The sequence below is a fragment of the Oerskovia paurometabola genome (assembly GCF_016907365.1).
GTDB lineage: Bacteria > Actinomycetota > Actinomycetes > Actinomycetales > Cellulomonadaceae > Oerskovia > Oerskovia paurometabola.
This window is the reverse complement of sequence record NZ_JAFBBV010000001.1, coordinates 2,075,062-2,087,494: the sequence shown is the minus strand read 5'-3', so window position 1 is coordinate 2,087,494 and position 12,433 is coordinate 2,075,062. Positions and strand designations below refer to the sequence as shown.

Sequence of the window (12,433 nt, the reverse complement as noted above, 5' to 3'; positions counted from 1 at the left end):
TCGGGCCCGGGGGCCTGCGTCGGGTGCTGCGGGCGATCTCATGATCAGCTCTTGGCCTCGGCGCCGGGGCGTGCGTAGAAGTGCCAGGCGATGCCTGCGCAGAGCAGGGCGTAGGCGATGATCCCGCCGAACACGGCCGTCCTCGGCAGGTAGTTGAACAGCATCGAGAACAGGAACGGTCCGAACGCGGCGATCGCGGCGGTCCAGCCGATCACTCCGCCTGCCTGACGCGCCGGGAAGATCATGGGCATCTGCTTGAACGTCGCGGCGTTGCCGATCCCGCAGAAGAAGAAGATCAGGACCATCCCGGTCATGAAGATCGGCAGGCTCGGCGTCTCCCCGTCGGTCGCGGTGACCTGGCCGAACAGGACGAGACCGGCCGAGGCCGCGACGCCGATCCCGGACACCACGGTCCACACGCCGCCGCCGAAGCGGTCGCACAGCGGACCCCAGCACATGCGGGCGAGCGAGCCGACGAGCGCGCCGAGGAAGACCCACGTCAGGTACTCGGGGCCGAACTGCTGCTTGAGCAGCATGCCGAACGTGCCCGCGAGGCCGGAGAAGATCCCGAACGTCAGGACGTACTCCATGGTCATGAGCCAGGTGTGCTTGTTCTGGAAGATGTCGAACTGCTGCTTGAGGTTGGCCTTGACGGGCACCGACTTGAGCAGGGTCCACGCGAGCACGACGCCGACGACTGCGAACGGGATGAAGATCAGCCCGGGGTTCTGCAACCAGACCTGGCGGGGCTCGGCGTTCTGCGGGTGCGCGAGCTGGCCCGCGATGCCGAACATTCCGAACCCGATGGCCCACGGCACGACGAACTGGACGACCGAGACCCCGAAGTTCCCGATCCCGGCCTGCAGGCCCAGGGCCGTGCCCTGCTTGCTCTTGGGGAAGAAGTACGAGGTCGAGGGCATGTACCCCGAGAAGACACCACCACCGAGCCCGGCCGCGAGGGCCAGGGCGACGAGCAGCGCGTACGAGGGCTGCGTCGGGAGCATCACGACCCAGGTCCACCCGACGAACGGGATGATCATGAGGAGCGCGGACAGCGTGAGCATCTTGCGGGTGCCGAGCATGGGCGGCAGCATCATCCAGACGATGCGGAGCAGGCCGCCCGTCAGGCCGGGCATGGCGAGCAGCCAGTAGGACTGGCTCTCGCTCAGGTCCCACCCGGTGACCGTGCCGAGGGTGGGGATGAGCGCCCCGGGCAGGTACCAGATGATGAACGCGAGCATGAGGTTGAACGTCGTGACCCAGAGCGTGCTCCAGGCGACCTTCGAGTCCCAGCGCTGGGGGTCGTTGGGGTCCCAGTCGAGAAGGTCGCGGCGCGCGTCGGTGCTCACCTGGTGTGCTGGTCTGGGGGCTACGTCGGCTGTGACCACCGGGTGTCTCCGTCCGAGAAGTGGGGCTGGGGCACCCACAACATATGGACGAGTTCACTCGTGCGTACCGGGACCTAGGTCCCGTCGCGGCGTCCTTGGTCCCGAACCGGGACACGGGCCAGGAAGGGCCGCTGACCTGCTGCTTTGGAGGTTCGGGGCGTTGTTGCGGATCAACTCGGGCGGGCCGTGGCCCGCGAGGCCCGGGGCGCCCGACGGCGGGCTGCGGCAAGCGCGCGGGCGGCGGCGGGCAGGGGTCGTTTCGCCCGAAGAACGGGGCGCTGGTCTGGTGCGGAGCGCCGGGGCTCCGACTTTGTGCTTTCCGTCACAAAGTCGGTCGTTCGAGGGTCGAGAGGCAGCCGGTCGTTCAGCCGGTCGACCACTGCGCGCTGGGGACGGCTACGCCCGCGTCGCCCAGAACACCACCGCAGCGCTCGCCGCGACGTTGAGCGAGTCCACTCCCCCGGCCATCGGGATCTTCACGACGTGGTCGACCGCCGCGAGCGTCGAGCGGTGCAGCCCGTGCCCCTCGGTCCCGAACACGAACGCCGACTTCTCGTCGCCCCGCGCGACGTACTCGTCGAGGGTGAGCGAGTCGTCCGACAGCGCGAGCGCCGCGACGGTGAACCCGTGCTCGCGCAGCTCCTCGACGCCGCCCGGCCACGACTCGAGCCGCGTCCACGGCACCTGGAACACCGTCCCCATCGAGACGCGGACGCTGCGCCGGTACAGCGGGTCCGAGCACCGCGGCGACACGAGCACGGCGTCCACCCCGAGGCCGGCCGCCCCGCGGAAGATCGCGCCCACGTTGGTGTGGTCGACGATGTCCTCCAGCACCGCCACGCGCCGCGCACCCTGCCCGTCACGGGCGGTCATGAGCAGCTCGTGCACGCTCGGCAGGAGCGGCCGGTGCATCGCGGACAGCGCGCCACGGTGCAGGTTGAAACCGGTGATCGACTCCAGGACGGCGGGCTCGGCGATGTACACGGGCACGGGCTCGCCCGTCCCGCCGGGCCCGTCGTCCAGCCCGACGGCGGAGATCGCCTCCTCGAGCCCGGGGAGCCACTTCTCCGCCATGAGGAAGGAGCGGGGCCGGTGCCCTGCCGCGAGCGCCCGGTGGATCACCGTGGTGCTCTCCGCGATGTACATGCCCTTCTCCGGCTCGTTCTTCGAGCGGAGCTCGACGTCCGTGAGGTTCGTGTAGTCGGCGAGGCGCGGGTCGGCGGGGTCGGTCACGTGGATGATCTGCACGCTCAGATTCTCCCGCACCCACGGCGGCGGCCTGGCATCGGCCCCCCGGTGCCGAGCACGGGGTTGCGGTCGTTCTGACGGCGTTCACGACCTCAACCTCGTGGTCGAGCGCGCGGAACCTCGTGCTCGGCGGTCGGGCGACCCGCGTCCGCCACGAGCCCACCCCGTTCGGGCTGCCCGGGCGGCACTGCTGCTCGGAACACGACCCTCCGCTGCACCTCGTAGCTCGTCGCGAAGAGCAGCACCTCGGTCACGACCTTGGCCGGCAGCAGCGCGAGCCCCAGCCCCGTCAGCCCCCGGAGCACCCCGTACCCTGCGGCCAGCAGCCCGACCGCGAGCGCCGCGTACCGCAGCGCGGCCCGCCGCCCGGATCCGGGCCCGTGCGCCCGAGCACGCGACCCCGAGCCCGCACGGCCACCCACAGCACCAGCACCCGCTCCACCACCAGTCCCGCCCCCGAACACCCGCCGGTTCACGAGGAAGTTCACGGTCCCGCTGACCCCGCGCGCCCCGACGACCGCCAGCAGCAGCGACCCCGTCACCGCGTCGAGCACGAGCAGCGCCGCGGTGTCGATCCCGAAGGCCAGCAGGGACGACAGCGAGAACGCGAGCAGCGGCGCGTAGATGCGGGCCGAGTCGGCGAGCGGCCGGAAGTGCGAGGACGCGTTGTCGTCGAGGTAGATCGTCTCGATCCCGACCTCGACGACGGAATGCCCCTGGCGGGCTGCGGCGAGCAGCACGTTGAGCTCGTACTCGTAGCGGTCCCCGCGCACGGCGAGCAGCCAGGTGATCATCGTGGCGGGGTACCCGCGCAGGCCGGTCTGGGTGTCCTGGACGCGCAGCCCGGTCGCCGCCCGGAACAGCCACCGGGTCATGGTGTTGCCGACCCGGCTGCGCAGCGGCACGTCGCCGGCGAACGCGCGCGCCCCGAGGACCACGGCCCCCTCGCCGTCGGACACCCGCTCCCCGACCCGGAGGACGTCGGCGACGGCGTGCTGCCCGTCGGCGTCGGCGCACACCACGTCCTCGCCGGGCCAGCGTCGCGCGACCTCGGCGAGCCCGCGCCGCAGCGCCGCGCCCTTGCCACGGTTGGTCGGGAACCCGACGACGACCGCCCCGAGGTGAGCGACGTCGTCGAGCACGGGGCGGGAGCCCGGCCCGCTGCCGTCGTCGACCACGACGATCCCCCGTACCTGTCGCGTCGCGCGCAGCGCGGCGACCAGGCGGACGAGCGCCGTGTCCGGCTCGTAGGCGGGGATCAGCACGATCACGGCCGCTCACTCCCCGACGTACAGGATGTCGGAGGTGCCGCGCTCGGCGCCTCGACCGAGCGGGTCGTTGACGAGCTCGCCGTCGTAGTACATGGTCGACGACCCGCCACCGTCGAGGTTGTACGCGGTCGTCGCGCCCAGGTCCTGCATGATCTCGGCGAGCCCGGTCATGGTGACGCCGCGGCTGTACCCGGTGCTGCGTCCGTCGACCACGACGAAGACGAGGTGGTTCTCGCCGATCACCCCCACAGCGGTGCGGGGCTGCTCGCCCTGGATCGAGTGGTTGCCCACGTTGGTGTCGACCTCGACGTCGGCGATGCCGTCGAGCACGTCGCCGCCGTCGAGCAGCGCGGGCCCGAACGACAGCGTGTTCCACACGCCCGCGTCCACGAGCTCCTGCGCGGTCGTGGTGGTCTCGTCGTAGACCTCGACGGTGCCGTCGCGGTAGAACGCGAGACCTTCGCGCGCGCCCTCGTCGCGGTAGACGACGCCGTTGCGGATCACGATGCCCGTGGAGCGGAACCCGTAGTAGTCGCCGTTGATCGCGAGGAGGGCGTCGTTGCCGGCCGCGATGTCGGAGGTCTTCTCGGTGATGTTCTCGCCGAACGCGTTCTGAGCGAACGCCGAGCGCAGGTCGGTCGCCTCTCCCAGGACGACGTCCGCGACGTAGTACGTCACGGTGTCGTCGCCCGACCCTTCGACGACCTGCCGCACGCTCACGCTCGTCCCGTCGGACGAGGTCGAGGCGTCGGCGGTGGCCCCTGTCTCCGACGAGCTCCCGGCCGAAGTGCCCGACGGCGCCCCCTGCGTCCCGGAGTCGGTCGCCTGGCTGGCCTCGTAGGCCGCGACGTCGGCGATCTCGACGTGCTCGACCACGTACCGGTCGAGGGCCCACGCGGTCGCACCACCGAGCGTCAGCGTCAGGGCGAGGCCGCCCGCGACGAACGCTCGTCGTCGTCGGCGGCGGCGGCGGCGTGCGGGCGGGGCGGTGGACGGGGTGCCGGGGTGCTGGTCGTCGGTCGTCATGCACCCAGGTCTACGGAGCGCACGTGTGCCGGGCGCAGGTGCCCGCTGAGGGGCCGCTGTGAGGTCCGTCCTGACAACGCCGCGTGATCGCCGTCACGACGACACGCTCCCACCGAACTCTCAGGTGAGACGTCGCTCACTCTTGCACCCCGGTACGACTAATACATACTTTCGGCCCGGTTCCCGCGTGATTTCATGGATGCATGAAGAAGCAGATGATGGCACTCGCTGCCGTGGGCGCGATCGCGCTCCTGAGCGCGTGCGGTACCGACACCACGACCGACAGCGGCTCGGCCACCGACGAGACCCCTGCGGGCGCGACGAACCTCCAGGTGTGCGCGAAGTACTTCGACGGCGGCGAGCAGTCCGTCGCGCAGCGCGTCACGGACGAGCTCGAGTACGACATGGCGGCCCTCACGGACGACCAGTCGAACGCGATGCGTAGCACCAACATCCAGCTCGAGGCCATCCTGCGCCTCGCTGGGCCCGAGGACACCAACCTCGTCATCAGCAAGATCAAGACCCCGTTCCAGATGGCTGACGACATCGCCGACGAGACCGGGACCGAGATCGACACCACCGGCGTGACCGACGCCGTGGCCGAGCTCCAGACGATCTGCGACAACGCCGGGTACACCGCTTCCTGACCCTCAGCAGCGACCTCGCCCTCATCCCGGGCGAACCCCGAGAGCCGGTACCGCCCAGAAGGCGGCACCGGCTCTCGTCGTTCACGGGAGTCCCCGGGTCAGCGGGTCATCTCGCCCTCGGCGACCTCCTCGACCGCGGCGGCCGCGAACTGGCTCTCGTAGAGCCGCGCGTACGCGCCGCCCTTCTCGATGAGCACCTCGTGGTTGCCCATCTCCACGATCGCGCCGTCCTCCATGACGAGGATGACGTCGGCGTCGCGGATGGTCGACAGCCGGTGCGCGATGACGAACGACGTCCGCCCGGCGCGCAGCGCGTTCATGGCCTGCTGCACGAGCACCTCGGTGCGCGTGTCGACCGAGCTGGTCGCCTCGTCGAGGATGAGGATCGCCGGGTCGGCGAGGAACGCGCGCGCGATGGTCAGAAGCTGCTTCTCCCCCGCGCTCACGCCCGAGCCCTCGTCGTCGATCACGGTCGCGTAGCCGTCGGGCAGCGTGCGCACGAACGGGTCCACGTGAGTCGCGCGCGTCGCCTCGAGGAACTGCTCCTCGGTGACCTCGACGCCGTCGGGCACGCCGTAGCGCAGGTTCTCCTCGATGGTGCCCTTGAAGAGCCAGGTGTCCTGGAGCACCATGCCGATGTTGGACCGCAGCCCGTCGCGGCTCATGGTCCGGGTGTCGACGCCGTCGAGCGTGATGCGCCCTCCGTCGACCTCGTAGAACCGCATGATGAGGTTCACGAGCGTCGTCTTGCCTGCCCCGGTGGGCCCGACGATCGCGACCGTCTGGCCGGGCTCGGCCACGATCGACAGGTCGTCGATGAGCGGGCGGTCGGGCACGTAGCGGAACGAGACGTCCTCGAACGCGACCCGGCCCTGCACGTCCGTGACCACGACCGCGGGCGACGGGTCTGGGGACTGCTCGTCGGCGTCGAGCAGCTCGAACACGCGCTCCGCGGAGGCGACGCCCGACTGCAGGAGGTTCATCATCGACGCGATCTGGGTGATCGGCTGCGTGAACTGGCGCGAGTACTGGATGAACGCCTGGACGTCACCGAGCGAGAGCTGGCCGGACGCGACCCGCAGGCCACCGACGACCGCGACGATCACGTAGTTGAGGTTCGCGACGAAGCCCATCGCGGGCTGGATGATCCCGGAGATGAACTGCGCCTTGAAGCTCGCGTCGTACAGCTCGGCGTTCTCGTCGGTGAACGTGTCGACGGCGGTCTGCTGGTGGCCGTAGACCTTGACGAGCGCGTGGCCCGTGTACATCTCCTCGACGTGCGCGTTGAGGCGCCCGGTCGCGGCCCACTGCTTGATGAACTGGGGTTGCGAGCGCTTGGCGATCATGGCCGTGACGAGCACCGACAGGGGCACCGTCACGAGGGCGATGACCGCGAGCAGGGGTGAGATCCAGAACATCATGGCGAGCACGCCGACCACGGTCAGGACCGAGGTCACGAGCTGCGAGAGCGTCTGCTGGAGGGTCTGCGCGACGTTGTCGATGTCGTTGGTGACGCGGCTGAGCACCTCGCCCTTCTTCTGCCGGTCGAAGTACGACAACGGCAGGCGGCCCAGCTTGGCCTCGACCTCGGCGCGAAGCCGGCGCACGGTGCGCTGCACCACGGACGTGGTCACACGGCCCTGGATCCAGCCGAAGAGGAAGGAACCGACGTAGATCGCGAGGACCCACAGCAGGATGACGCGCAGCGCGGTGAAGTCGATGCCCTGGCCGGGCACGACGTCCATGGCCGCGAGCATGTCGGCCTGCGTGGTCTGCCCCGTGGCGCGCAGGTTGTCGACCGCCTGCGCCTTGGTGATGTCCGCGGGCATCTGCGAGCCGATCACGCCCGCGAAGATGACGTTGGTGCCGTTGCCGAGCAGCTTGGGGCCCAGCACGGCGAGGGTCACGGACAGGACCGACAGGACCGTGATGACCACGACGGCGAGCCGCTCGACGCGCAGGTAGCCTGCGAAGCGCTTGAGCGAGCCGGTGAAGTTCATCGCCTTCTCGGTCGGCATGCCCATGCCGCCCATGGGGCCGTGGCCGCCGCCCTGGGGGCGCCCCTTGAGGCGCGTGGCTGACAGGTCGGGCTTGTCGCCCGCGGGTTCGTCCTGCACGCCGCCCGACGGCGTCACGTGCGGCTCGGCGTTCTTGTCGCCCGGGTTGTCGCTCGGGCGGGGGGTCTGGGTGCTCATGCTGCCTCCTGCGCCGAGAGCTGCGAGTACACGATCTCCTGGTACGTCTCGCACGTGGCCAGGAGCTCGTCGTGGGTGCCGGTGCCGACGATGCGGCCGTGGTCGAGCACGACGATCTGCTCGGCGTGCCGGATGGTCGCGACGCGCTGCGCGACCAGCAGGACCGTGGCCTCGCGGGTCCGCGGGGCGAGCGCGAGCCGCAGGGCCGCGTCGGTCGCGTAGTCGAGGGCCGAGAACGAGTCGTCGAACAGGTAGACGCTGGGCTTGCGGACGATCGCGCGGGCGATGGCGAGCCGCTGGCGCTGGCCGCCGGAGAAGTTGGTGCCGCCCTGCGCGACGGGGGCGTCGAGCTGCCCGTCGAGCTGCTCGACGAACTCACGCGCCTGCGCGACCTCGAGCGCTTCCCACACCTCCTCGTCGGTCGCGTCCTCCTTGCCGTAGCGGACGTTGTCCGCGACGGTCCCGGAGAACAGGTACGCCTTCTGGGGCACGTAGCCGATCATCGACCACAGGTCCTGGAGCGAGACGTCGCGGACGTCGGTGCCGTCGATCCGCACGGACCCGGCCGTCGCGTCGAAGAGCCGCGGGACGAGCTGGAGCAGCGTGGTCTTGCCCGAGCCCGTGGACCCGATGATCGCGGTCGTCCCGCCGGGTCGCGCCGTGAACGTGAGGTCGTGGAGCACGGGGTCCTCGGCTCCGGGGTACCGGAAGTCGACGCCGGAGAACGTGATGACGCCGGTCCGGTCGGCGCGGGCCGCCAGGCGCACGGGGGTCTGGGGCTCGACGACGGTCGTCTCGGTGTCGAGGACCTCGCCGATACGCTCGGCCGAGACCGCGGCGCGCGGGACCATCATGAAGATCATGGTCGACATCATCACGGCCATGAGGATGTACATGATGTAGCTGAGGAACGCGGTCAGGGCCCCGATCTGCATCCCGTCCTCGACGCGGTATGCGCCGAACCACAGGACGGCGACGCTGGTCGCGTTCATGACGAGCATGACGGTCGGGAACATGAGCGCCATGAGCTTGCCGACGCGCAGCGACGTGTCGTAGAGCCGGTCGTTCGCGACCGCGAACCGCTCCTCCTCGCGACGCTCGCGCACGAACGCCCGGATGACGCGGATGCCGGAGATCTGCTCGCGCAGCACGCCGTTGATGGCGTCGATCCGCTTCTGCATCTTGCGGAAGTACGGGACCATGCGGGACACGATCAGCCCGACGACGATCCCGAGCACGGGCACGACGACCAGCAGCAGCGCCGAGAGCTCGACGTCCTCCTGGAGCGCCATGATGACGCCGCCCACGAGCATGATGGGCGCCATGACCATGATGGTGAAGGCCATGAGCACGACCATCTGGACCTGCTGGACGTCGTTCGTGGTGCGCGTGATGAGCGACGGGGCGCCGAGCACGCCCATCTCCTGGGCGGAGAAGGACTGGACCCGCGTGAAGAGCCCGTTGCGCACGTCGCGCCCGAACGACATGGCGACCTTGGCGCCGAAGTACACCGCGACGATCGCGCAGATCACCTGCCCGAGGCTGATGACGAGCATGACGCCGCCCGTGCGCATGATGTAGGCGGTGTCGCCCTGCGTGACGCCCTTGTCGATGATGTCGGCGTTGAGGCTGGGCAGGTAGAGGGTCGCGATGGTCTGCACGAGCTGGAGCACGAGCAGGATCACGATCGGCGTCCGATAGGGACGCAGGTACGTCCGCAGTAGACGAAGGAGCATGTGGGGGGGTCCTGTCAGGGGTGGGGGCGAGAGGAGGACGGGGTTCTCGACAGTGCCCGACGGCGGAGCGCACGTCGAGCGTTTTCGGTGACCTCGCCGACGGGTCCAGCATGCGTCGCCGTGGCGACGACCGCGAGGGCGAGGCGGCGGCGTCAGGCGAGCGACGCCGTCGGGACGGGGACGGCGGGTGGGCCGTTCGCCTGGCACGGGTCCTCGAGGACGCCGTGCAGGAAGACGTCGACGATCTGGGTCGGGTCGAGCGGTCCGCCCTGCGAGATCATGGGGCTCGCGTGACCGTGCACGAGGAAGAAGAAGACGCTCGCCGCGACACGTGGCTCGGTGCGCAGCTCGGTGGCGAACGGTGTGATGCGCGCCTCGATCGCGCCGACGATGTCCTGGACGGCGGACATCCGGGCGTCCCGGTGGGAGTCCGCGCCCTGCTCGTCCGGCTCGCCCTGCTCGCCGGGGCGGCGGCGCGGGCCGTGCTGGCCGTGCTGGCCGTGCTGGCCGTGCTGGCCGTGCTGGCCGTGCCGGTCCCCCATGAACTGGTGGGCGACCTGGACGATCTTGGCGGTCGCGCGCTGGCTCTCCTGGATGAGGCCCGCCAGGGCGACGAGCGTCGTCTCGAGCGATCCGTGCTCCGGGAGGTCGTGAATCGCGCGGACCAGGGGCGCCGGGTCGAGCGCCGCCACCAGGGCCGCGTGGAGGAGCTCGTCCTTGTCCTCGAAGGCACGGAACAGCGTGCCCTCCGCCACGTTCGCGGCCTGGGCGATCTGGCGGGTCGTCACCGCGGCGCCGTAGCGCGCGAGGAGCGGGACGGTCGCGGAGGCGATCGCGGCGCGCCGGTCGTCGCGGCTCATGGGTCGGGCGCGGCCCGAAGGTGTCGTCACGCCCTCGACCATAAGTGAGTGAGCACTCACTCGTCAAGGTTGCCCGGCGCAACCGACGGGCCTCTGCCGTGGTGCCGCACGCCACCGGGGCGCACCGAGGAACGCCGGAGGGGCGCCGCTCGCGCGACGCCCCTCCGGGGACCCCTGTTCCTGCCGCAGCTCGTGCGGCTCGCTCCGGGCGACGCTACGGGCGGTCCTCCGGGCCACCCTCGACGCCGCCGTCCTCGGGCGCGTCCGCCGGGGGCGTGCCCAGGGGGCGCGGCGCGGCCGTGCCCGGCTCGGGGGCCGGCGCGAAGCGCTGACCGGGTCCACCGGGACGCTGCCCCCGCTCGGCCTGCTGGTCGAACGGCAGGCCCGAGTGCGTGCCGGCGCTCGTGGCGTCGGCCGTGGCGGCCTCGGCCTGACGACGAGCCTCGGCGAGGGCCTCGGCAGGGTCCACCAGCGCCGGGGTCCCGAACTTCACGCGGTCGCGGTCGCGCTCGCGACGTGCGGCCTCGGAGGCCTCCAGGCCGTCACCGGACGGGGTCGGGACGCCGCCGAAGCCCTGGGCGATCGAGCCCAGCGCGGCCGTGAACTCGGTGGGGACGACCCACAGCTTGCTCGCGTTGCCGTCGGCGATCTTCGGCAGCATCTGGAGGTACTGGTAGGCGAGCAGCTTGGGGTCGGCGTCGCCCTCGTGGATGGCGTCGAAGACCTGCAGGATGGCGCGGGCCTCACCCTCGGCGTTCAGGATCGCGGCCTGGGCGTTACCCTCGGCCCGCAGGATCGCGGCCTGCTTCTCGCCCTCGGCCGTCAGGACCTGGGACTGCTTGATGCCCTCGGCCGTGAGGATCGTGGCACGACGGTCACGCTCGGCACGCATCTGCTGCTCCATCGAGCCCTGCACGCTCGCGGGCGGGTCGATCGACTTGAGCTCGACGCGGTTGACGCGCACGCCCCAGCGTCCCGTCGCCTCGTCGAGCACACCACGGAGCTGGCCGTTGATCTGGTCACGGCTCGTCAGGGTCTGCTCGAGGTCCATGGACCCGACGACGTTACGCAGCGTGGTGACCGTGAGCTGCTCGATGCCCTGGATGTAGTTCGCGATCTCGTAGACGGCGGACTTGGGCTCGGTGACCTGGAAGTAGATGACCGTGTCGATGCTCACCACCAGGTTGTCCGACGTGATCACGGGCTGCGGCGGGAACGACACGACCTGCTCGCGCAGGTCGACGCCGGCGCGCACGCGGTCGACGAACGGGATGAGCAGGTGCAGTCCCGGCTCGAGCGTGCTCGAGTAGCGACCCAGCCGCTCGATGATCAGCGCGGTCGCCTGCGGGACGATCCGCACGGCCTTGACGAGGGCGATGATCACGAACAGCAGGATCAGCCCGAGCACGACGTACACGGCGATCATTCCGGGGTCTGGGTCACTCATCGATATTCTCCTGAGGATGGTTCTCGGTGGGCTGACGGGTCACGCGGTACTGGTCGTGCGGTGCGGTGGAGGTCGGGCGAGCGGTCACCGGCGAGGGGGGCCGCACGGTTCCACGGCCTCTCCGAGGCGCCCGAGGACGGATGCCTGGGTCAGACCGTGTGGCTGTCCGGGGCGAGCGACTGGACGACCGCGGTCGCGCCGTCGATGCGCACGACCCGGACCTCGGCGCCGATCGGCAGCTCGGGCGAGCCGTCCACCGTCCGGGCGCTCCAGATCTCGCCCTGGAGCTTGATCCGGCCGCTGAGCTCGGTCACGCGGTCCACGACGACGGCGGTCCGGCCGATCTGGGCGGCGGCGCCGGTCTCGGCGAGGGGGACGCGGTGGCGCAGGTGGCGCAGGAGCCAGGGACGCAGGGAGAGCAGCAGCGCGGCCGACACCACGGCGAACGTGATGATCTGCAGCCACAGCGGTCCACCGGCCGCGTTCACGCCGGCCGCGGCGAACGCTCCGCCCGCGAACATGATCAGCACGAGGTCCAGGGAGATGATCTCGATGAGGATGAAGAGCAGACCTGCTCCGACCCACCACAACCAGTCCATGACGGTTCCTTCCGTC

At 70.6% G+C, this 12,433-nt stretch carries 10 protein-coding genes; 1 reads left to right on the top strand and 9 read right to left on the bottom strand.

The window, feature by feature from the left end:
• Positions 1 to 44: 44 nt before the first annotated feature.
• The 4 genes from JOD48_RS09345 to JOD48_RS09330 form a co-directional block, all read right to left on the bottom strand.
• On the bottom strand, positions 45 to 1,349 hold the full coding sequence (locus JOD48_RS09345) for an MFS transporter (protein ID WP_204808705.1): 1,305 nt from the start codon (positions 1,347 to 1,349) through the stop codon (positions 45 to 47).
• A 435-nt stretch (positions 1,350 to 1,784) separates the two neighbouring features.
• The gene (locus tag JOD48_RS09340; protein ID WP_204808703.1) at positions 1,785 to 2,636 is read right to left on the bottom strand and encodes a TrmH family RNA methyltransferase; all 852 of its coding nucleotides are present in this window, start codon (positions 2,634 to 2,636) and stop codon (positions 1,785 to 1,787) included.
• 92 nt (positions 2,637 to 2,728) lie between these two features.
• Entirely contained in the window at positions 2,729 to 3,907 is a 1,179-nt protein-coding gene (locus JOD48_RS09335; protein WP_204808701.1) for a glycosyltransferase family 2 protein, read from the bottom strand.
• Between the two features lie 6 nt (positions 3,908 to 3,913).
• Positions 3,914 to 4,933, bottom strand: coding sequence for a phosphodiester glycosidase family protein (locus JOD48_RS09330; RefSeq protein WP_204808699.1), 1,020 nt, complete (start codon positions 4,931 to 4,933; stop codon positions 3,914 to 3,916).
• Positions 4,934 to 5,136: 203 nt separating this feature from the next.
• On the opposite strand from JOD48_RS09330, the gene JOD48_RS09325 reads away from it, so the two are divergent.
• A complete protein-coding gene (locus JOD48_RS09325; protein ID WP_191791358.1) occupies positions 5,137 to 5,580 on the top strand; it encodes a hypothetical protein in 444 nt (147 codons plus the stop codon).
• A gap of 98 nt (positions 5,581 to 5,678) precedes the next feature.
• Here the strand turns inward: JOD48_RS09325 and JOD48_RS09320 are convergent, their stop codons facing one another.
• The 5 genes from JOD48_RS09320 to JOD48_RS09300 all read right to left on the bottom strand — a co-directional run bounded on the left by JOD48_RS09320 (position 5,679) and on the right by JOD48_RS09300 (position 12,417).
• Positions 5,679 to 7,613, bottom strand: a complete 1,935-nt coding sequence (locus JOD48_RS09320) for an ABC transporter ATP-binding protein (protein ID WP_425564158.1) — start codon at positions 7,611 to 7,613, stop codon at positions 5,679 to 5,681.
• A gap of 158 nt (positions 7,614 to 7,771) precedes the next feature.
• On the bottom strand, positions 7,772 to 9,511 hold the full coding sequence (locus JOD48_RS09315; protein ID WP_204808696.1) for an ABC transporter ATP-binding protein: 1,740 nt from the start codon (positions 9,509 to 9,511) through the stop codon (positions 7,772 to 7,774).
• A 152-nt stretch (positions 9,512 to 9,663) separates the two neighbouring features.
• Positions 9,664 to 10,401: a TetR/AcrR family transcriptional regulator gene (locus JOD48_RS09310; protein ID WP_204808694.1), complete on the bottom strand. Its 738-nt coding sequence runs from the start codon at positions 10,399 to 10,401 to the stop codon at positions 9,664 to 9,666.
• Between the two features lie 184 nt (positions 10,402 to 10,585).
• Positions 10,586 to 11,818 carry an SPFH domain-containing protein gene (locus JOD48_RS09305; protein WP_191791360.1) on the bottom strand — a complete coding sequence of 411 codons (1,233 nt, stop codon included), beginning with the start codon at positions 11,816 to 11,818 and terminating at the stop codon, positions 10,586 to 10,588.
• 149 nt (positions 11,819 to 11,967) lie between these two features.
• Positions 11,968 to 12,417, bottom strand: coding sequence for an NfeD family protein (locus JOD48_RS09300; protein ID WP_138824638.1), 450 nt, complete (start codon positions 12,415 to 12,417; stop codon positions 11,968 to 11,970).
• Positions 12,418 to 12,433 lie beyond the last annotated feature (16 nt).

What these genes read in the sequence shown, in the direction of transcription:
- JOD48_RS09330 (WP_204808699.1), bottom strand. Translation starts at nt 4,933, where the DNA reads ATGACGACCGACGACCAGCACCCCGGCACCCCGTCCACCGCCCCGCCC.
- JOD48_RS09325 (WP_191791358.1), top strand. Translation starts at nt 5,137, where the DNA reads ATGAAGAAGCAGATGATGGCACTCGCTGCCGTGGGCGCGATCGCGCTC.
- JOD48_RS09320 (WP_425564158.1), bottom strand. Translation starts at nt 7,613, where the DNA reads ATGGGCGGCATGGGCATGCCGACCGAGAAGGCGATGAACTTCACCGGC.
- JOD48_RS09315 (WP_204808696.1), bottom strand. Translation starts at nt 9,511, where the DNA reads ATGCTCCTTCGTCTACTGCGGACGTACCTGCGTCCCTATCGGACGCCG.
- JOD48_RS09305 (WP_191791360.1), bottom strand. Translation starts at nt 11,818, where the DNA reads ATGAGTGACCCAGACCCCGGAATGATCGCCGTGTACGTCGTGCTCGGG.
- JOD48_RS09300 (WP_138824638.1), bottom strand. Translation starts at nt 12,417, where the DNA reads ATGGACTGGTTGTGGTGGGTCGGAGCAGGTCTGCTCTTCATCCTCATC.